The following is an 18,888-nucleotide window of genomic DNA, read 5'->3' on the forward strand; positions in this document are numbered from 1 at the left end:
TTTACTTAAATAAGGAATTAAATTCCAAGATATCAGCAAAGCATTTAACACATGTACCATTGCGCTGCAAATCTTCAGTCATGCGATCGCGCACAATTTCACTTACCTTAGCGTTTTCCTGACTCATCCGCGTCAGCATTCCCTGTGCTTGCAATGCACCCCAACGTTTGCGATATTCATCGAATTCTTTGGGTGGGTCAAATCCATAAGCGATGACATCTGTCAACTCGCTTCGTTCGACACTTTGACCGAGACTGAGTTTTTCTTGCAGTTTTGCCATTACCCAAGGTGTATGACCTGAAACCAAAATAAAAGCTGTGTATGCAGAAAAATCAGGATGTCTTCCCAAACGACCCAAACGTTGCACCATAGTTGCCGAGTCACTACTCTCAAAAATCAACAGGTGAATTTTAAAGTCAACCCCAACATCCACCGCAGATGTTCCCACAATCAAAACTGGTTGCTTGGCATCTTTAAGTTTAGCTTGGATTTCTAACCTTTCGTGACGGTCAATGCGTCCGCTAATTTCTCTGACAATAACTTCACAGGAGTAATTCCTGAAGTTTCCGAGTTATCAAACCCGCTTTGGCAACAGAATTGACAATCATCAAACCTCTACCTATCGTCTGAAAAATATTGCTCATAGTCAAGTTCATCTGTAATGCCAGCATAGCTGCCTTTTGGCATTAAAGGGCTAATAGTTCTATAAAATATAGGCAAATATTACCATTACTTATAGTTCTATTGCTGAAAGGACGCGGCTATCTTTATGACTGGCATTTGTTCAATAATACTAGAATATGAGAAAGATTGATGAAAATCTCATGCAGTAGAGAAAATATATTACCCATGAATTCCAAAAATCTTTCAAAATCAGCTTTTTTTCAAACTACTAGTTACTTGATACTCAGTATCTGGACTGTAACGAATACATTACAATTCGCCAAAGCAGAAGTACGCGATTTAAATATTACCAAACAACATGCACAACCACAACTAGTGGCGCAGTTCTCAGGCAACCAAGACCAAGAGCGATCGCAACTTCGGCAAACAGCAAACACTTTATTGAACCAAGGTAATTTGACTGGTGCGGAAGAAAATTTACGTAAGTTAATTAAAAAGTTTCCTGAAGATAGTTTCGGATATTACCAGTTAGGGAATGTTCTATTTCGTCAGGGTAAAAAAGAAGATGCAATCAAACAATATCAGAAAGCGACTCAGAAAAATTCTAAATATGCCCTTGCATACAATGCAATGGGTCAAGTTTATGCAAGTCAACAGCAATGGTCATCAGCAATTGCAGAGTATCAGAAAGCACTAACTATCAATCCTAATTATGGTGATGCGTTGAGGAATATGGCTATAGCTCTTTGGGAACAAGGCAATCACAAAGAAGCGATCGCACATGCAGAAAAAGCATTAAATATTTTTAAAGCACAAAATAGACCTGAGAAAGCAGGACAAATTGAGCAGATTTTACGGCAAATGAAAACTGGTGACGATCCGACGGTTTCGTAAAGTAAAAGAGGCAACAAAGAAAAAATTACATCCTAATCTTATACCAGGGACATTCCGTTCGCCTTGGTCTCCCACAAAACAAGGAATAAGAGTTTCAGAGAGTTATTGCCTAAGTCCTGCAATCTACAGAAATCATCATCCTAGAAATGAAACTCAAAATTTACCAGCCAAGGGGTATATCTTCTGGCTGGTAAATTTTGACATTTAACTCTCTTTAGTCATCTAATTTCTAGATGCATTCACTTATTTAACTAGCCTTAATCATCTGATATTTCTTGGATTTCCATTGACCACGGTATCCCCTTATCTGGTGAAAAAAGATGAATTTTGGAGTTATTAGAAAACAACTTCAACTTTTTGACAAATTCGGGGATAGCGTTTGTGAGATGACAGTAACTTTCAACGTCATAGCAGATCATAATTAACATCAAAGGGCTAGTATTTATCTGAAAATACCAGTGACAACTTGATAGTAAAATTCGCATAATCGGAGTACAGGCTTCGTAAAAGCGTCTGCAAGTAGCTTCTTCAAGCTGCCTGTACATTAACTCAGTAAGTAGGCTAGCCTTAGTTGTAGGCAAATCATCTGGATGAAGGTTAGATATATTCATAACGAGTAATTGTTAGTTGTTAGGTGTTAGTTGATAGTTGTTGCGTGTTAGTTGTTAGTTGATAGTTGATAGTTGATAGTTGATAGTTGTTAGGTGTTGGGCAATGGGCAATGGGCAATGGGCATTAGTAATAATTCTTTTTTTTCCCTTTTCCCTTTTCCCTTTCCCCCTCTTTAAATCCCCATGCCCTATGCACCATGCCCCATGCCCCATGCCCTATGCCCACTATCCACTATCCACTATCCACTAACCAATAACTAATCTCAATCTTTTCATACATAATTTTGCACCTCTTGGTTATAACGTGTCAAACTGTCTAGGTTTTTTTGCAGATTTAACGAGCATGGGTTGAGTGCAAGAGTACCTAAATGAAGTTCATCTTGAAATCGTTTGATTTTGTCACGACAAGTAGTAACATCACCAATAATTGAGTTTTCAAGCAAATAGTCTTCATCAAAACAGGTTTTGTGACCATTAATTGGCTGAAGATGTTGACTGTTGTTGTTACAACTTTGCACTCTCGTTCTGAATGCTTTCATTCTCTGGCTAAAGTTACGCAAAAAAGGTAATGCCTCATTTACTGCTTCATCGTAAGTACGAGCGACAAAAAAGAAGCGTGCTAGCATCAGTCTGTCAAAGCCATTAGAATTAATCGCACGATATTTCGCAACATTGTTCTTGAGCGTATCCATACTAAATGGCGCTCCCCCCATCAAGCCAAAAGAATTGAGAGCAGCAAAGGCGATCGCCTCATCATCACTGGTTGCTAAATATACTGGGATGTGTTTCTGCAAAGGCTTTGGATAAACTGTTACGCTCGCGCATTCATAATATTTCCCGCTAAACGACACATTAGTGTCATACAGCAATTTATGAATCAACGTCATCGCTTCTAATGTTTTCGGACGTGATTCACTTGTAGGAGTGTTAAAGTGCTTATTTTGGTCAGGAAATGGTCCACCCTTGGCAATTCCAAACAAAAGTCGTCCGTTGCACAGATTATCTAATGTGGCAATGCTTTCTGCAATAGCGATCGGGTTGTGAAATGCTAGCAATACTGCTGCTGAACCTAATCGAATTGTGGAAGTCACACCCGCTAAATGTGCCATCAATACCAAAATAGATGGACTCACACTAAAATCGTTAAAATGATGCTCTGTTACCCAAGCTGACTCAAATCCTAAGCTTTCTGCACGTCTGACTAATGCTACTTGCTCAAAAATTGCACGACGAGCATCGAAATGATGATTTTCGTAATTGCAAAAAATTCCAGTTTTCATAGTAGGTGTTCCTGTTCTTGTGTCAACATCCAGTGCAGTTCTAACCACAAGCGGGGATGAGCATCCTTTAACTTTGATTGGGGATCTCGCAACAAGCGACTAGCATTAATGCAAACAACTTCAGCTAGTCCCAGATGTTGTGCTACATCTTTGAGTACATCTTTTTGCTCTTTGAGAATAGCAATCATGCTATCAGGACAGTAAATTCCGATGTATGGTAGAGAGCGATCGCAATGTTTTTTCCAAGAAGATTGAATAACTTTTATATAACAATGACGTAAGCATTCACCCAATTGTGGAAAAGAGTGATTAACAACTATCGTGAATTGTTGCACTAGGTCTGATTCTGTAATCATTTCAACCTCTATTTATGTGTGACTGGATACTGCAAATTTGGTCAGATTCCCAACTTATTAAATAAGTTGGGAATCTGAAAAACTAAATATCTAATACCGTCTATAGGACTTTGTGGTAATTGTACAAAAAGGTCGGCAAAGAAACTTTTTATTCATATCGGTTTCTGTAGATTCAAAGACTATGAAATGCTGTATTAACTCTCTTATACGCCGTTTGTCAAAAACACCTTGAATTAACACTTCTAGCTCAGTTGCGCCCTTGGCTGGAAAGTCCTCACCATCAATTGTGCGCCAAGGTAAAAACTCTTGCCAATTTGATGTTAATGTACCGATTCGCGCTCGATTTCCGCAAGTAATGACTAGGAATGTATTGTAATAAAATAGCTTTGGTATCTGTTGAATATAGGTTTGAATTCGTTCATAACCTGCTTGAAGCGTGACTTGTTCATCACTTGGTTGAATCGATACAATCACTGCTAAAGGTAAGCCATTGATGAAAACAACCACATCAGGACAATGAGCATGACTACCCTCAACAACAGTAAAAGGATGAATAACTAGCCAATCATTATTCAGTAGATTATCCGAATCAATTAGCCACACTTTGTCATGAACTATTTGTTCATTCAAGAGATATTCAACTTCAATACCATTAGTTAAGAATTGATGAAAACGTCGATTGTTTTCCAGTAGGTTGGAATCTGTGGAAGTAATTTGATTGATAGCGGTGGCGATCGCACTCTTTGGTAAAGTCGGGTTAATCAAGAGCAAAGCACTATAAAGGCGATCGCGCAAAATCACTTCACTATAACTACTGCGCCCTATACGATACTTAAGAGAGGCAATGTCTGACTCTAACAGAACTGTGTAGCCAATGACCTCGAACCAGGTGAGCAAAGATGGTGCTGCAACTGATTGTCCCAAGTCAAAGCGACGGCGAAGCTTTCTTGATATACTACTCGTCACAGTTGCTCTTTTTGGCTGTGCTGGATTCATATCTAGTAAAAGACGTAATTTTCAGTCAATGCACAAGCAAAGCGCGAGTGCTTGCTAACATTGGTTGGTATATTTCCAAAGCGTATACGGCTTGCCATAACTATCAAAGCTGAAATTACTCCACAAAATTGTATCCGTTGATGCATTTTTACCAAATTTGTTGGTAAAAACTCAAATGATTGAGGGTTGGGAGTGTTGCGGAAGATTGAAGAATGAAAAAGTCAGGAAACAGCATTTCCTTTTCCTGGCTTTTGATTTCTGTTTCTCTGCGACAAATAACCAAGTTGAACGTAACTTCTTTGTATGAGCAGCAAACCTATTGCAATCAGTAGTTTGATTAGTACAGGTGCAAAAATCAAACTTAAACTTAGGAAGAACAAAGCAATGAATACTGCTATTGGCTGCTCTATTTGCTCCACGACACTTGTACTGATATGAATGGAAATTATCGCGCTTACCAAAGCAATCAATGAGAATACAAACATGACAATTCCTGTTATAAATTTGGTCTGAATTATAAGTTATAAGTAGTAAAAATAGCATCAGAAAAAACTCCTAACTCCCGTACAGACGTTCCACACTTTCACGTCTGTACCTAACTCCTAACTTTCCTTAAGGCTGACTGCTCTAAAAACAGGTTGCCAATATCAAATAAAAGCTGCATAGTGCCTCGGTAGCCAACTAGGGTAAAATGACTATGATCTAAGCGGTCAAAGATGGGAATCCCTAAACGATAGAGAGGAATATTTAAGCGTTGGGCGATCGCTCCTGCATGAGAGTTAGCAATTAACAAGTCAGATCCAGGTGCTAGTAGCTCAAAATCTTCCAAATCGCCGATAGTAACGCTGGTAATCGGAAGCTTTTCCAGCAGTGGAGAGCGTGTTGTCGTCACCGCTGCGTGAATCTGAACTCCCATCGATTGCAAAAAATGAACTGTTGACCAAAGTAAATCTGGTTCCAACGCTAGAGAAACTCGCTTGCAGCCAAACAGAAAGTGATTATCCAGCATCGCATTTTGCAACAAAGAGCGTTGGTGGCGATATTTTTCTGGTACGCTGTTACCACTAATATCTGTTAATGCTTGGATAAATTTGTCTGTTGCTGAAAGTCCTGTCAGTTCACCAAACACCTCATAAGGTATGCTGAATTTCTTTTCCAAAATTTGCGCTGCATTCCGCATACTTTCACCTAGCGCCAAAGTAAACGCAGAACTGCCAATTGAGCGCAATTGTTTTAAAGTAGTACCATTTGCCGTAATTGCACGTTCGGAATCTTCAATGTGACCATTTAATGAGCCAGAAAGGTCAGGTACAACAATAGGAACGAGTCCAAAGTCAGTGACAATCTCTTTGATTTCTTGTATATCCCCAGGATTGAAAGCAGAACTCGCCAAAATCGTGATTTGTCTGGGACAAGCATCTAAATCATCACTTTTTTGGGGAATTTCTTTGACTATACTTTCGACAGCAGCAGCAAAGCCATCCTGCAATGCACCTTTAAAATCCGGTGTAGAGACAACCACAATCGGCAGATAATCTAATTCTGGGTGACGGTAGCGAATTTCCTTGACAAAACGCCCCATATCATCTCCTCTGGTTTCCATCAATCCAGTCGTGCATAAACCGATAATTTCTGGCTTGCACTTCTGCACCAAAGTAAGAATTGCTTTTTCAACATTTTCCTCCCCACCTAGAACCGTCGCAACTTCTGTCATCGCTGTCGTAGAAAGGGGAATGCTGCAACGGAAATGACGCGCTAATACAACTTTAGCTAAGGCAGTACAGCCTATTGAACCGTGTAATAAAGGCATTATTCCCTTCAATCCTAAAAAAGCTAGAGCTGCGCCCAAAGTTTGGCTTTGCTTGAGGGGATTAACTGCAACTGACGTGCTGGTAATGCTAAGAATTGCCATTTTTATACCTCTGCATTCCAAGGAGCGGGCTGACGTACTTCTGACCACACAGGATTGTAAAAAGCTGCATACAGTTCTTTCGCTACCTCTAATATGCCCAGATAGCCTGCATAGGGATGGTTGCGTTCGATGTTAATGTTGAGGAAAGGAATCTTAGCTGTTAGTGCAGTGTCTTGAAAGCGCGAGCCAGCAATCAACATATCAGCTTGATTTTCATTAATTATTTGTAGCATTTTTGCGGGACTATCTTGTTGGATGATGCTGTCCTCACCTAGCAAACTTTTGATTCTAGCTGTTTCTTCCTCAGTACTGTTGAGAGTACTAGTAGCAATAACTTTCATCCCCAACTTTTGAGCCGCAAAGATAATCAACCAACTCTTAAAACTTCCCGTATAAAGGACAACCCGCTTACCTTGTAATTGGCTACGATAAACAGCAAGTTTCTCATCTAATGCGGCAGTTTCTTCAGCAATTAGCTTTTCTGTACGTTCTTGTAAATCTGCATTACCCAATTTGGCGGCAATATTCCGCAAACATTGATTGATTTGCTCTACACCATAGATAGACTCTTCAATGTAGGGAATACCATAGCGTTTGTGCATCCTTTTTGCCATACTGGTTAATGATTTGGCAGAAAGTACCACGTTGAGCTTGGCACGATGAGCGTAACAAATTTCTTTGTAGCGAGCATCGTCGGTAATTTTTGCCAAAACTCGGATACCTAATTTCTCCAAAAGCGGCAAAACGTTCCACATTGCACCCGCGATGTTATATTCACCAATCAAATTGATGTCATAAGGCGTGGTAAAATCAGGTTCAGCCGTGCCGATAACGTGTTCTAGTAAAGCTTCACCAGCAACGCGGTTGCCCATACTTTCGCTACCAATAAATCCTGGGCAATGTACGGGGATAGCGGGTATTCCTGTTTGCTCGGTAGCATCTTTGCAGACACCTTCGATGTCATCACCAATCATGGCAGTGATGCAGGTAGAGTAGACAAATACCGCAGCTGGTTTGTAGCGTCTTTGCAATTCTATAATGCCTTTGTAGAGCTTTTTGGCTCCGCCAAAGATGATATCGCTTTCTTCTATTTCACTCGTAAAGCGGATCTTGTACAATGTTGAACCACTTGTAAGACTGCCATAACTTCCCCACATACTTGCAGCGCAGCCACTCGGTCCGTGGACTACATGAGCAGCATCAGCTATTGGTAGGAGAGTAATCATAGCACTATCAAACGCACAACCACCTTGAGCGGTTCCAGGTTGGGGTAGTGTAGATTTTTTCTTTGGCGAATTATCTTTGCATCCGGGTGCGAGGGAGTCGTTGATTTGTCCTGAGGTGGGTTTCATAGGAACTGGGGATTAGGGACTAGGGATTAGGGACGGTTGAAAAGAGAGATTTTTATGTGTGGGTTATCTATCTAATGCAACGTATGTAATAAAAGGGAATGAGAAATTCTACCTCCCATTCCCAAACAATCAACCAAAAGGAGAACACAAAAAACTAAACTATTAGTTTTGCCGCGAAAACATTGACAGATTAATGAATCGCGCGGGAATATCTATGCATACTTCATTCTTACACCTCCAGGTCGTTTCTACGATTCGGGAAAGGTGGGCTTTTTTTTAGCCCACCTGGTTGCTTACCGTCTGAAGCAACTTCTATTACTTCTTAAATAGAAGCAAAAGCTTTAGTTGTTTTAGCTACTGTGCAACTATTTCTACATTGCCTTTCTTGATTGCTTCTAGTGCTTCACCTTCAGCATCTTCTTGTTTTTTCTCGGCTTCTTTCGCTGCATTATCTGCGGCAATCATTTTCGCTGCATTTTCTTCGCTTTCAAGAATACCGAATTCAATCAACAACTCTTCTAGCTCGTCCATTTCGATAGGTGTGGGAACGGCGAGGAATTTATTGTTGATAATCTTGTCGGCTAATGTGCGGTATTCATGAGCTTGGTTGCTGTCAGGTGCGTACTCGTTCACTGTCATCCGACGTAATTCGGCGTGTTGCACGATGTTGTCACGGGGGACGAAGTGAATCATTTGAGTGCTTAATCTATCTGCCAGGGTGGTAATCAGTTCGTCTTCCCGGTCAGTTTTGCGGCTGTTACAAATCAAACCACCTAAGCGCACGCCACCTGTGTGAGCATACTTAAGAACGCCACGAGCAATGTTGTTAGCCGCAAACATTGCCATCATTTCACCAGAGGTAACGATGTAGATTTCTTGGGCTTTACCTTCACGAATAGGCATGGCGAAACCACCGCAAACAACGTCACCCAACACGTCGTAGGATACGAAATCTACGTTTTGGTAGGCACCGTTTTCTTCTAAGAAGTTGATCGCGGTGATGATACCGCGACCGGCACAACCTACACCAGGTTCAGGACCACCAGATTCTACGCATCTGATACCCCGGAAGCCGTCGATTACCACTTCTTCGAGTTCTAGGTCTTCCACTGCACCACGTTCAGCAGCGAGGTGTAACACGGTAGTTTGAGCTTTACAGTGGAGAATCAAGCGTGTAGAGTCAGCTTTCGGGTCACAACCTACAATTAGAATGCGTTGACCCACTTCTGCCATAGCTGCAAGAGTATTTTGGGAAGTGGTAGATTTACCAATACCACCTTTACCGTAGAAAGCAATCTGTCTAATTTTTTCGTCCGACATGATGAGTTATTCCTGCAATTTGTTTGTTTGGTGGGTCTTTTTGCATTTGTGCGATAGTCAAAAGCTATCGCTTGTAGAACATCGCACTCAAGGGAGGCGATCGCTCTACAGCAAAAACTGTCGAAAGCCAATACATATTCAAAGCGAAGAAGTAAATTTTTGATTGATAGTTGATAGTTGAGAGTTGATAGTTGAGAGTTGATAGTTGATGGTTGGTAGTTAAGAGTTGATAGTTGCTGGTTGACAATTAACCACTAACCACTAACTACTAACCACTAACCACTAACCACTAACCACTAACTCTTATATCGTCGCTACAACATCTCCAGTTTTACTCGTGTCATAACCACCGAGAACTTCTAATTGAGAGTGGATCAAGCGATTTCCTAAAGTACCGAGTAACTGCTTTACTGGTGCTTCTTCTAAATATTCTTTGAGAATTACTAAGTCGTATCTTGAGGAATGCAGAGGTACAAATCCCAATCCAAAGGAAGCAGCTATAGATGCCGTACTGATGCCTGCGTTGGCAATACCTGATACTACGGCTTCGGCAACTTCTTGATGGCTTTTAACGATATGGTCAAATCCTTTAACAGCGTGGAATGGCAGTTCTTCTTCTTGCAGTTTATGTTCCAAAAGCAAACGAGTACCAGCACCGAGCTCGCGGTTGACAATCATTGCTTTGGTGTCTACTAAGTCGGTTACTGTTTTAATTCCCATCGGATTACCAGACTCAACTAAGAGTCCTTCTTCCCAAACACCAAGAGTAATTAAAACAGCTGCTCTTTCGGCTAGTACTTCCCGAACAAAAGGAGTATTATGCTCTCCAGTTACGGGATCGTATAGATGCATTCCGGCAATGTGAGCCTCACCTCTACATAAACTACGCAATGCAGTCATGCTGTTGGCAAAGTTATGCTGAACTCGCAGTTGAGGATACCAGCGTTCTGTAGCTTGCGCCCATAATGAGAGTACAGGCGCACAGCCGGCAATCACAACCGTATTGTGGAGTTTGTCTATATCATCAAGAAGCTTGACCCGAACTGTCTTTGCACCTGAGAGGCTATTAATCTTACCGTCCGCTGGAATCATCTCCAAGCGAAAAGCATCTTTGCCAACGAGAGGATATGCTATCCATTGCCCCCCAATCCGCGCTAAACTAACTGGCTGTTGTTGACTGCAAGAGATAGATTTGGCAAGAACTGCTTCAATTTCAAGTAGATCCTCCTCGAACCAGAATAGATCCGCGACTTGACAGCCAAGCACTTTGGCTAAACGAAGTGCGATCGCAACTGAGGGAGCATACTGTCCTGACTCTACACCACTAATTGTCTGACGGGTAACTTTAGCTAGGTTAGCCAACTCTTGCTGACTCATACCTAAGCGAGTTCTCATTGACTTCAAGTTGTTACGGAGTTCATTATCCTGCTTCATTGGCTTCTCTATCTCTTGCGTTACAAAAAGCCGATCGCGGATTTACCTAATATAAGACATAGCAATATTCGAGGATAGTATATTTTACTTTCCCTCAAGATTACGACTGCTTTCGCCCTTTCGATTCCCTATATAAAAAGAATATCATACATCTTGCCAATTTGCTTGCGCCCTGACTAAAATTTTTGCGCCATGACAAATTATATTATCTGCTGGTAATTAATACTCAAAGGCTTTTTAAATGGTCATACTGCGAGTGAGGTCGAAGTCGGACTATAAATATAGTGAATAAAGCGTGGCATATCAAAACAGAGCAAAGTATCTAAAAACAGTTTATTTGGTATCAAAAGAATTAAAAAATTATTATTTTCTTGTCAGGGGAAATGTAATTTCCGTAATATTACGGAAGACAATTAATTTTAACCGTGCTAGATTTAACGATGCTGAAATCAATAAAAGAAAATCAGGGTATGAAAGTTAGCGCTCGTAATGCTATCAAAGGTACAGTTAAAACAGTTGTGCCTGGAGCAGTGAATACAGAAATAACCTTAGAAATTGCGCCTGGAGTACAAGTGACTGCAATAATCACAAAAATCTCAGCGGAAGAACTGAAAATTTCTGAGGGAAAGATGGCATACGCGGTAATTAAATCATCTGATGTGTTACTTGCTGTAGATTAAAAGATTAAGTGTCTAGAAAAATAAGCGGCTTGCTTATCGGGAGCAAGTCGCTTATTTGTGTTCAAAAATTGGATATAACAATCAATAAGAAACCTTCTCCAGTAACGAGTCAGGCTTATTGATACAAGTGAGAAAATAGCCCGGAACTACTACGAAATGGCGAAAGCTTGCCACCTGGAAAGCAGGTTAGAAATGTATCCTATTCGTCCTTGAAAACTCTTGTAAAGAAAGCATTAATACGAGCGCGTTTTTAAACGCACCATTGCAGAGTCTTCGTTAAATATTTCCCAATGTCACCGTTCCTTGTTCTTTTCTTCGCCTAATTTTACCAATTTATTCGGTAAAATCTGCTGATGTTGGTATTATTACTACCAAGCAGTAATTTTATGAAAAAATCTCATGAGCAGATTGACGATGAACAGAAGACGATTTTTTACCTTGATTGGTGTAGCAGTTGTCAGCCTGCTGCTAACAATTGGCTTGCCGCTGCTAAGTGAGTCTACAGTGGTAGCACAGTCTAACGGTAACTTACTTGTTTCTGCTGCCGCTAGCTTAAAAGATGCGATGGAAGAAATTAAGACTGCTTACCAACAAAGTAAACCAGGAACCAACATCAACTATAATTTTGGCGCTTCTGGTGCTTTATTACAACAAATTCAGCAAGGTGCGCCGGCTGATATCTTTATTTCTGCCGGGAAAAAGCAGGTGGATGCATTAGAACAAGCAGGACAGTTGGTTCCGGGAACTCGTGCTATCTTGGCAAAGAACCGTTTAGTTTTGGTTGTGCCAAAGAATGTTGCTGGTGTTAGCAGTTTTTATAACCTGACTGGAAATAATATCAAAAAAATAGCGATCGGCGAACCGAGAAGCGTACCCGCAGGACAATACGGTGAGGAAGTCTTGAAGAAATTAGGCATTTTTGAGAAAGTAAAAAGCAAATTCGTCTATGCTAACAACGTGCGTCAAGTTCTAGCTGCAGTGGAAAGTGGCAATGCTGATGCCGGTCTGGTTTATAGAACTGATGCCAAAATCTCCGACAAGGTAAAAACCGTTGTTGCTGCTGATGAAAAATATCACTCGCCAATTACCTACCCGATGGCTGTGCTGAAAAGCAGTAAAAACGTTGCTGCTGCTAAGGATTTTGTCCAGTTCTTGTCTGGTGAGCAAGCTAAGGGTATACTCACCAAATACGGCTTTCTTTTGCCTTAATGCAATAATACGCACGTTGCATTCTTAAGACACATTCTCAACAGTTATAGAACTTACGCAAAACATATCGCTTGTAGCGGTAATTCATGAATTACCGCTACAAGCGAATAGAGTGTCCAACCGCATTTTGTGTAAGTCCTAAGTTAACGTGAGTTCGACGAATAAAATATGACCCCTCTCCAAACCTCTCCCCGTTGGCGTCAGCCTGCCGTTAGGCAAGCGGGGAGAGGCTTTGAAACCCTATTTTTCGTTCAAACTAGGCGCTTTATTTCCCCCTCTCCTACACGGAGAGGGGTGCTTTTTGCTTTGCAAAAAGCGGGGAGAGGTTCGTCGAATTCACCTTGAGTTAAAAGACATCCTAATTTCTAGATATTTTCTCTCATTGCAATTTTTTGCCAAATTAGTAGGTAAACTAGTTGGTAGTTTTGATAAAATAACAAGATTTTTAGAAGCTGGTAATGAGCAAGATACGAATTTTTTCTTTTATCAGTTGGATGTTTCTATCGTTGCTACTGGTCGTCGGTTGTAATTCTACAACGACGCTTAACCCAAGAGCGACTACAAGTGCAGCTCCTGAGTCGGCAACTTTAACTATATCAGCAGCCGCTAGCTTAAAAGATGCGATGCAGCAAATTCAGCAAAGCTATACCAAGGAAAAGCCAAATGTAAAGCTGACATATAATTTTGGTTCTTCTGGTGCGCTGCAACAACAAATTGAACAGGGTGCAGGGGTTGATGTATTCATTTCTGCTGCAACCAAACAAATGGACGCTTTAGATAAAAAAGGTCTTTTGTTAGAGGGAACCCGCAAAGATTTGTTGAAAAATCAGGTGGTGTTGGTTGTTCCGCAAAAATCTACACAAGTAACTGACTTCAAGGACTTGACAAAACCGAGTGTGAAAAAAATTGCTTTGGGTGAACCTAAAAGTGTTCCCGCTGGAGAATATGCCCAACAAATTCTAACTGCACTGAAAATTTTAGATGCAGTTAAACCGAAAGCTGTATACGCGAAGGATGTTCGTCAAGCACTCAATTATGTTGAGTCAGGTAACGCTGATGCTGGTATCGTTTACCTCTCAGACGCTAAAAGTTCTCCCAAAGTAAAAATTGTCAAGACAGCACCTGAAAATACCCATAAAAGCGTTGTTTATCCAGTTGCAGTTCTGAAAAGCAGCAAAAATGCTGATGCTGCCAAGGATTTTGTGCAATTTCTCTCTAACAATCAAGCCAAAACTACATTTGAAAATCAAGGATTTACGTTGGCTACAGGTTCATAAAACTAAATGTAATTAAACTCATAAAGTGAATTATGCCCCTCGATTTAACGCCTTTGTGGATATCCCTGAAAACCTCTTTACTTGCCACAATTATTACCTTTTTTGTCGGTATTGCCGCTGCCTATTGGATGTTGGGATACCGAGGTAAAGGCAAATCGCTGATTGAGGGAATCTTCGTCTCTCCGCTGATTTTGCCTCCGACAGTCGTTGGCTTTTTATTGCTGATGTTTTTTGGCAAATATGGTCCGGCTGGGCAATTTTTGGATAAGTTTAACTTTAGCATCGTCTTTAATTGGTATGGTGCGGCGATCGCTGCCACAGTTGTTTCTTTCCCCTTAATGTATAGAACAGCACTAGGAGCTTTTGAACAAATCGACCAAAACCTCCTTTTAGTAGCCAAAACCCTTGGTGCTTCCCAATGGACGATGTTTTGGCGCATCATGTTACCTTTATCACTTCCGGGAGTTTTAGCCGGGACAACGCTGGCTTTTGCCCGTGCTTTAGGCGAATTCGGAGCTACTTTGATGTTAGCTGGCAATATTCCCGGACAAACGCAGACTATGCCATTAGCAATTTATTTTGCTGTGGAAGCGGGAGATAATAACGAAGCTTGGCTTTGGTCACTGATAATTATGGCTACTTCCCTATCTGGGATTATTGCGGTGAATATTTGGCAGGAAGCAAGGGGGAAGAGGGGGAGAGGGGGGGAGAGGGAGAGGGGGGGACTCAAAGACAGGGGGACAGGGGGACAAGGAAGACAAGGGGGTAATTCTTCCCCCACAGCACGCTTCCCCCACTCTCCCACTCCTCCACTCCTCCACTCCCCCACTCCCCACTCCACAGATTCTGGACTTTTTGTTGATATCGAGAAAAAGCTTGCTGGTTTTGAGTTGAAGGTATCATTCAGTGCTGACAAGGAACCTTTGGGATTGTTGGGGGGTTCTGGGGCTGGTAAGAGTATGATTTTACGCTGTCTGGCGGGGGTAGAAACACCGAGTTGGGGGCGGATTGTTTTAAATGGAAGGGTATTATTTGATGCGGAACGAAAAATTAATTTACCTGCACGCGATCGCCGTATTGGTTTTTTAGTGCAAAATTACGCTCTTTTCCCACACATGACGGTAGCGCAAAACATCGCCTTTGGTTTGCCGAAGGGGTTATCTTCTACAGCAGTGAAGCAGCAAGTAGAGGCTCAACTCTTCGATGTACAATTGCAAGGATTAGGCGATCGCTATCCGCAGCAACTCTCTGGCGGACAACAGCAACGAGTCGCATTAGCTAGAGCTTTAGCTTCTAGACCAGAAGCTTTACTTTTAGACGAACCGTTTTCAGCATTAGATACTCACTTGCGGAGTCAACTAGAACAGCAAATGATTGCTACCCTAGCAGATTACCAGGGAACCACTTTATTTGTGACTCACAATTTGGAAGAAGCTTACCGAATTTGTCCAAATTTGTTGGTGATGGACAAAGGACAAGCAGTTCATTATGGCTCAAAATACGAAATTTTTGAGCATCCTGCCACAGTTAGCGTTGCTAAACTCACCGGATGTAAGAACTTCTCCGAGGCTCGCGCTCTTACACCCGAACTAATTGAGGCTGTTGACTGGGGTTGTAGGCTACGAGTAATTGAACCAATTCCAGACGAGTTATCCTTTGTAGGTATTCGCGCCCATCATATCACCTTTAAGAACGACTCAAAGGCTGAAAATACATTTCCTTGCTGGTTGGTAAGAACTGTCGAAACACCGCACCGGATGACGTTGTTTTTGAAGCTGCATTCGTCTTCTACAAATAATCAAGATTATGATTTACAAGCCGAAGTATTCAAAGAGAAATGGGCGACGCTCAAAGACCAACCTTTCCCTTGGTATGTTCATTTAGACTCGATGCGACTTCTTCTGATGTCCGGGGAAGGGTAGGGGAAGAGGAGGGGGAGCAGGGGAGCAGGGGAGCAAGGGGAACTTCGTTTTCCCAAACGTCAAGAGCAATAAGTATCGAAATTTACAGAATAAATAATATTAATCATTTAAATCTTTTATTACCTACAATTTTGGTAAGAAGAATGCTCGAAACTGCAATACCCATCCAGGCAAAATCTACCCTAAGTCCGATGCCGAACAAAAATGGACAGCCTTCTCATCCAAAGACGCAAGCGCGAACATCCGATTTGGTCGTGGGGACTTGTGGATCTAGTAAACGAACGCTTGTGCCATTTTTGTCTACTTTTTCTGAAACCCCTACACTTGTAAAACAGTACTTTTTTGAACGTGGTGAACTTATTCCACTAGAACCGAGCGTGTTCTATAGAATAGAACGGGGAATAGTTTGTGCCTCAACCTGGGACGAAGATGGAAAATCTACGACCTTAGGTTATTGGGGAGTTGGGGATATAGTTGGCTATCCGCTATCTAAAGTCCAACCTTACCATCTAGAATGCTTGAATGCTGTAGAAGCAAGTATCGTTCCCTTTGAGGTCTTGCATCAAAATATAGACGCTTTGTTGTCTCACATTCAGCAAGTAGAGGAGCTAATTTGTATTATCAATTGCAAGCGGGTATCTATCCGTGTGTGGCAATTTTTGCTGTGGTTAAGCAACAAATTTGGTCGTGAGTTAGAACAAGGAAAATTAATTGAACTAGGTATCACCCATCAAGAAATAGCAGATGTACTCAATACCACTCGTGTGACAGTTACCCGCGTTTTACAGCAGTTTGAGGATGAAGGAAAGTTGCAAAGGCATAAAAGAAAAATAATTCTGGCTATGCCACACAAAGCAGAAGTTGGCAGACTAAACTGTATCACTTAAATCATTTTACCAACTTAAGCGGTAGAAAATGAAGATTTTTTGCAATCATGAAGTTTTTGTAAAGTTGCCAATTAAACACGTAAGATAAATTGATTTTTTCCAATATTGTTGGTAGAGTTGTATGTATCCGAAAAAGCACGTATGTATCAGGGTTCATACACAAACATAGTTCAGTAGTGTTGATAGTTCATGCATTCAAAAGGCTTGTAGAAAATTTACTGACTAATAACGAGCTTACATCTACCCAAAAAATATGAACAAGCATCTTTTTGCTGTATCCTTGGTTACTTGCGTTTGTAGTGTCATGCTTCCCAATCAAGCTTTTGCTGCTGTTTTGTACAATGCAGGCAGTTTGGGCAATGCTCTTAAAGAGGTTAGCAGCGATTTTACCAAAACAACTGGAATTCCTGTTACACAAGTATCTGGTCCTTCTGGTTTAATTCGCGAACGTATAGAAAAAGAACTCAGCGAAGGATCGTCAGCTGATGTTTTTGCTAGCGCAGATATTGGTAATCCTCAGCAATTATATGATAAAGGTCTGAGTGAACCTGTAGTCAACTTTATTGATAACCGTTTGGTTGCAATTGTTAAACCAGGGTTATCAGTAACTTCAGGTAATTTACTAGATTATTTGCTCAACCCTCAGATTAAATTGGGAACTTCAACACCGATAAAAGATCCTTCTGGAGACTATGCTCAAGAGATATTCCGCAAAGCTGACAATATTAAACCAGGTAACTATGACATTCTCAATAACAAAGCTTTGCAATTGGTAGGTGGTAATCCTAACGCTCCCATAGTTCCTGATGGAAAAAATAGCTTAGTTTACTTCCTTAAAGAAACCCAACAGGCAGATGTCTTTTTAGCTTACTACACGAGTGGTCTTGCTGCCCGTGACATTGCCTCAGATTTGCAAATTGTGGAATTGCCAGATAACTTAGCAGTCAGAGCTAAGTATGGTTTGACAGTCCTCAAAAATGCTAGCCCGGACGGTGATAAGTTGGCAAAATATATTCTGTCACCTGATGGACAAAAGGTTTTATTAAAGTATGGATTTACGAGTGCAGAAAAATCTACTTCTGTTCCTGAATCTCAAGGAGTGGGTGGGGTTATCTTAGCTGTGAGTGTTGCCTTTGCTTTGCAGAAAAAATTAGTAGCTTCTAAAAAGCAGCAAGTCAAAGTTAACATTAACATCTGAGTAAGTTTTTACGCGAAAGATTTGGTGTTCTGTTGAATATGTTATTTAAGGAGAATTAATTATCTATGAATCAGCTAAAACTTAAAAATACCTTTGAGAATTTGATAGTCAAGATTGGTGTAACCTTAATAGCAGGAATTTCATCTAGTCTGCTACTTTCTAGTCCAATTTATGCTGGTACACTCAACAAAAATTTAATTGTTAATGGTGATGCGGAACAAGGACAAGGAGATCCAATCGGTAATGCAGTTGGAGCTAGTATACCTGCTATTCCTGGCTGGACTCCAACTGGTAGTTTCAGCGTGCTGCAATATGGAGCTAAAGGTTTCGATTTTACCACCCCTTCTGGTCAACCCGTAAGCGTTGGTGGACTTCCTGATGCTACTTCTCCAGGACCGGTAAATCGCGGCAAAAATCTCTTTTATGGTGGAGGTGATAGAGGTTCTTCTAGTGCTTCGCAATTAATCAATGTAGCTGATATTGCGTCTATTATTGATAAGGGTAAAGGTGCATTTAACTTGAGTGGTTGGTTGGGTGGATATACAACAGATTTAGATAGCGCACAATTAGATATTAGTTTCCTCGGTCAGGATAATAAGTCTTTAGGTAAAGCTAGTATTATTTCGCCAACTCCAGAGCAGAGAAATAATAAGACAGGCTTGTTTTTTCAGTCTAATAAAGGGGTTGTACCTGTGGGTACAAAGTCAATCAATGTGGTGCTAAATGGAAATTATGTAAGAGGACGGGTAAATGATGCTTATGCAGATAATCTCTCGTTGGTAGTTACGAGAGTTCCCGAACCATCATCTGGTTTCTTTCTAATTGGGACATGTAGTGTCATGGTTTGGGGACTGCGTAGAAAGCGCTCTTAATTGCGGTTATGTGTTTATCAAGTTAAGGTTTTTCGGTTGGGCAAACGCTGCTTTATGTACTCGA

General features: G+C 41.1%; 20 protein-coding genes. 9 read left to right on the forward strand and 11 right to left on the reverse strand.

The window, feature by feature from the left end; translation table 11 throughout:
• Window position 1: 1 nt before the first annotated feature.
• Window positions 2-538, reverse strand: a complete 537-nt coding sequence (locus tag AABK37_RS06310) for a helicase-related protein (protein WP_432550780.1) — start codon at window positions 536-538, stop codon at window positions 2-4.
• A 311-nt stretch (window positions 539-849) separates the two neighbouring features.
• Between AABK37_RS06310 and AABK37_RS06315 the strand changes: the two genes are divergently transcribed.
• On the forward strand, window positions 850-1,518 hold the full coding sequence (locus AABK37_RS06315; protein ID WP_432550741.1) for a tetratricopeptide repeat protein: 669 nt from the start codon (window positions 850-852) through the stop codon (window positions 1,516-1,518).
• Between the two features lie 257 nt (window positions 1,519-1,775).
• Here AABK37_RS06315 and AABK37_RS06320 read toward each other — a convergent pair whose 3' ends face one another.
• From AABK37_RS06320 to AABK37_RS06365, 10 genes are all read right to left on the reverse strand, one after another.
• On the reverse strand, window positions 1,776-2,129 hold the full coding sequence (locus AABK37_RS06320; RefSeq protein ID WP_432550742.1) for a hypothetical protein: 354 nt from the start codon (window positions 2,127-2,129) through the stop codon (window positions 1,776-1,778).
• 54 nt (window positions 2,130-2,183) lie between these two features.
• A complete protein-coding gene (locus AABK37_RS06325) occupies window positions 2,184-2,342 on the reverse strand; it encodes a hypothetical protein (protein ID WP_432550743.1) in 159 nt (52 codons plus the stop codon).
• A gap of 59 nt (window positions 2,343-2,401) precedes the next feature.
• On the reverse strand, window positions 2,402-3,409 hold the full coding sequence (locus AABK37_RS06330) for an LLM class flavin-dependent oxidoreductase (RefSeq protein ID WP_432550744.1): 1,008 nt from the start codon (window positions 3,407-3,409) through the stop codon (window positions 2,402-2,404).
• Window positions 3,406-3,765, reverse strand: a complete 360-nt coding sequence (locus tag AABK37_RS06335; protein ID WP_432550745.1) for a hypothetical protein — start codon at window positions 3,763-3,765, stop codon at window positions 3,406-3,408. The genes AABK37_RS06330 and AABK37_RS06335 overlap by 4 nt, the downstream gene beginning before the upstream one ends.
• Before the next feature lie 90 nt (window positions 3,766-3,855).
• Window positions 3,856-4,761 (reverse strand): type I restriction endonuclease, encoded by a 906-nt coding sequence (locus AABK37_RS06340; RefSeq protein ID WP_432550746.1) that lies wholly within the window; start codon window positions 4,759-4,761, stop codon window positions 3,856-3,858.
• A 595-nt stretch (window positions 4,762-5,356) separates the two neighbouring features.
• Entirely contained in the window at window positions 5,357-6,673 is a 1,317-nt protein-coding gene (nifN, locus tag AABK37_RS06345; protein ID WP_432550747.1) for a nitrogenase iron-molybdenum cofactor biosynthesis protein NifN, read from the reverse strand.
• 2 nt (window positions 6,674-6,675) lie between these two features.
• Entirely contained in the window at window positions 6,676-8,025 is a 1,350-nt protein-coding gene (gene nifE, locus AABK37_RS06350) for a nitrogenase iron-molybdenum cofactor biosynthesis protein NifE (protein WP_432550748.1), read from the reverse strand.
• A 354-nt stretch (window positions 8,026-8,379) separates the two neighbouring features.
• On the reverse strand, window positions 8,380-9,345 hold the full coding sequence (gene nifH, locus AABK37_RS06355) for a nitrogenase iron protein (RefSeq protein ID WP_432550749.1): 966 nt from the start codon (window positions 9,343-9,345) through the stop codon (window positions 8,380-8,382).
• 64 nt (window positions 9,346-9,409) lie between these two features.
• Window positions 9,410-9,592: a hypothetical protein gene (locus AABK37_RS06360; protein ID WP_432550750.1), complete on the reverse strand. Its 183-nt coding sequence runs from the start codon at window positions 9,590-9,592 to the stop codon at window positions 9,410-9,412.
• Between the two features lie 56 nt (window positions 9,593-9,648).
• Complete coding sequence (locus AABK37_RS06365; RefSeq protein ID WP_432550751.1) at window positions 9,649-10,779, reverse strand: substrate-binding domain-containing protein; 1,131 nt, start codon at window positions 10,777-10,779, stop codon at window positions 9,649-9,651.
• A gap of 470 nt (window positions 10,780-11,249) precedes the next feature.
• On the opposite strand from AABK37_RS06365, the gene AABK37_RS06370 reads away from it, so the two are divergent.
• The 8 genes from AABK37_RS06370 to AABK37_RS06405 all read left to right on the forward strand — a co-directional run bounded on the left by AABK37_RS06370 (window position 11,250) and on the right by AABK37_RS06405 (window position 18,824).
• Entirely contained in the window at window positions 11,250-11,459 is a 210-nt protein-coding gene (locus AABK37_RS06370) for a TOBE domain-containing protein (protein ID WP_432550781.1), read from the forward strand.
• A gap of 414 nt (window positions 11,460-11,873) precedes the next feature.
• Window positions 11,874-12,668: a molybdate ABC transporter substrate-binding protein gene (gene modA, locus AABK37_RS06375; RefSeq protein WP_432550752.1), complete on the forward strand. Its 795-nt coding sequence runs from the start codon at window positions 11,874-11,876 to the stop codon at window positions 12,666-12,668.
• 301 nt (window positions 12,669-12,969) lie between these two features.
• Window positions 12,970-13,197, forward strand: coding sequence for a hypothetical protein (locus tag AABK37_RS06380; RefSeq protein WP_432550753.1), 228 nt, complete (start codon window positions 12,970-12,972; stop codon window positions 13,195-13,197).
• On the forward strand, window positions 13,163-13,945 hold the full coding sequence (gene modA, locus AABK37_RS06385) for a molybdate ABC transporter substrate-binding protein (protein WP_432550754.1): 783 nt from the start codon (window positions 13,163-13,165) through the stop codon (window positions 13,943-13,945). The genes AABK37_RS06380 and modA (AABK37_RS06385) overlap by 35 nt, the downstream gene beginning before the upstream one ends.
• A gap of 32 nt (window positions 13,946-13,977) precedes the next feature.
• A complete protein-coding gene (gene modB, locus AABK37_RS06390) occupies window positions 13,978-15,867 on the forward strand; it encodes a molybdate ABC transporter permease subunit (protein ID WP_432550755.1) in 1,890 nt (629 codons plus the stop codon).
• A gap of 143 nt (window positions 15,868-16,010) precedes the next feature.
• The gene (locus tag AABK37_RS06395; protein WP_432550756.1) at window positions 16,011-16,754 is read left to right on the forward strand and encodes a Crp/Fnr family transcriptional regulator; all 744 of its coding nucleotides are present in this window, start codon (window positions 16,011-16,013) and stop codon (window positions 16,752-16,754) included.
• Between the two features lie 253 nt (window positions 16,755-17,007).
• Entirely contained in the window at window positions 17,008-17,952 is a 945-nt protein-coding gene (gene modA, locus AABK37_RS06400; RefSeq protein ID WP_432550757.1) for a molybdate ABC transporter substrate-binding protein, read from the forward strand.
• Window positions 17,953-18,017: 65 nt separating this feature from the next.
• Window positions 18,018-18,824, forward strand: coding sequence for a PEP-CTERM sorting domain-containing protein (locus AABK37_RS06405; protein ID WP_432550758.1), 807 nt, complete (start codon window positions 18,018-18,020; stop codon window positions 18,822-18,824).
• The last annotated feature ends 64 nt before the right edge of the window (window positions 18,825-18,888 follow it).

It is taken from the genome of Tolypothrix sp. VBCCA 56010, from assembly GCF_050875635.1.
Lineage (GTDB): Bacteria > Cyanobacteriota > Cyanobacteriia > Cyanobacteriales > Nostocaceae > Hassallia.

Bases quoted from the DNA above. Each gene is read 5' to 3' on its own strand.
- AABK37_RS06370 (WP_432550781.1), top strand. From the start codon at position 11,250: ATGAAAGTTAGCGCTCGTAATGCTATCAAAGGTACAGTTAAAACAGTT.
- AABK37_RS06325 (WP_432550743.1), bottom strand. From the start codon at position 2,342: ATGGGGCATGGGGCATGGTGCATAGGGCATGGGGATTTAAAGAGGGGG.
- AABK37_RS06330 (WP_432550744.1), bottom strand. From the start codon at position 3,409: ATGAAAACTGGAATTTTTTGCAATTACGAAAATCATCATTTCGATGCT.
- AABK37_RS06395 (WP_432550756.1), top strand. From the start codon at position 16,011: ATGCTCGAAACTGCAATACCCATCCAGGCAAAATCTACCCTAAGTCCG.
- AABK37_RS06340 (WP_432550746.1), bottom strand. From the start codon at position 4,761: ATGAATCCAGCACAGCCAAAAAGAGCAACTGTGACGAGTAGTATATCA.
- modB (WP_432550755.1), top strand. From the start codon at position 13,978: ATGCCCCTCGATTTAACGCCTTTGTGGATATCCCTGAAAACCTCTTTA.
- modA (WP_432550752.1), top strand. From the start codon at position 11,874: ATGAACAGAAGACGATTTTTTACCTTGATTGGTGTAGCAGTTGTCAGC.
- modA (WP_432550757.1), top strand. From the start codon at position 17,008: ATGAACAAGCATCTTTTTGCTGTATCCTTGGTTACTTGCGTTTGTAGT.
- nifH (WP_432550749.1), bottom strand. From the start codon at position 9,345: ATGTCGGACGAAAAAATTAGACAGATTGCTTTCTACGGTAAAGGTGGT.
- nifN (WP_432550747.1), bottom strand. From the start codon at position 6,673: ATGGCAATTCTTAGCATTACCAGCACGTCAGTTGCAGTTAATCCCCTC.
- AABK37_RS06315 (WP_432550741.1), top strand. From the start codon at position 850: ATGAATTCCAAAAATCTTTCAAAATCAGCTTTTTTTCAAACTACTAGT.
- AABK37_RS06405 (WP_432550758.1), top strand. From the start codon at position 18,018: ATGAATCAGCTAAAACTTAAAAATACCTTTGAGAATTTGATAGTCAAG.
- AABK37_RS06335 (WP_432550745.1), bottom strand. From the start codon at position 3,765: ATGATTACAGAATCAGACCTAGTGCAACAATTCACGATAGTTGTTAAT.
- modA (WP_432550754.1), top strand. From the start codon at position 13,163: ATGTTTCTATCGTTGCTACTGGTCGTCGGTTGTAATTCTACAACGACG.
- AABK37_RS06365 (WP_432550751.1), bottom strand. From the start codon at position 10,779: ATGAAGCAGGATAATGAACTCCGTAACAACTTGAAGTCAATGAGAACT.
- nifE (WP_432550748.1), bottom strand. From the start codon at position 8,025: ATGAAACCCACCTCAGGACAAATCAACGACTCCCTCGCACCCGGATGC.
- AABK37_RS06320 (WP_432550742.1), bottom strand. From the start codon at position 2,129: ATGAATATATCTAACCTTCATCCAGATGATTTGCCTACAACTAAGGCT.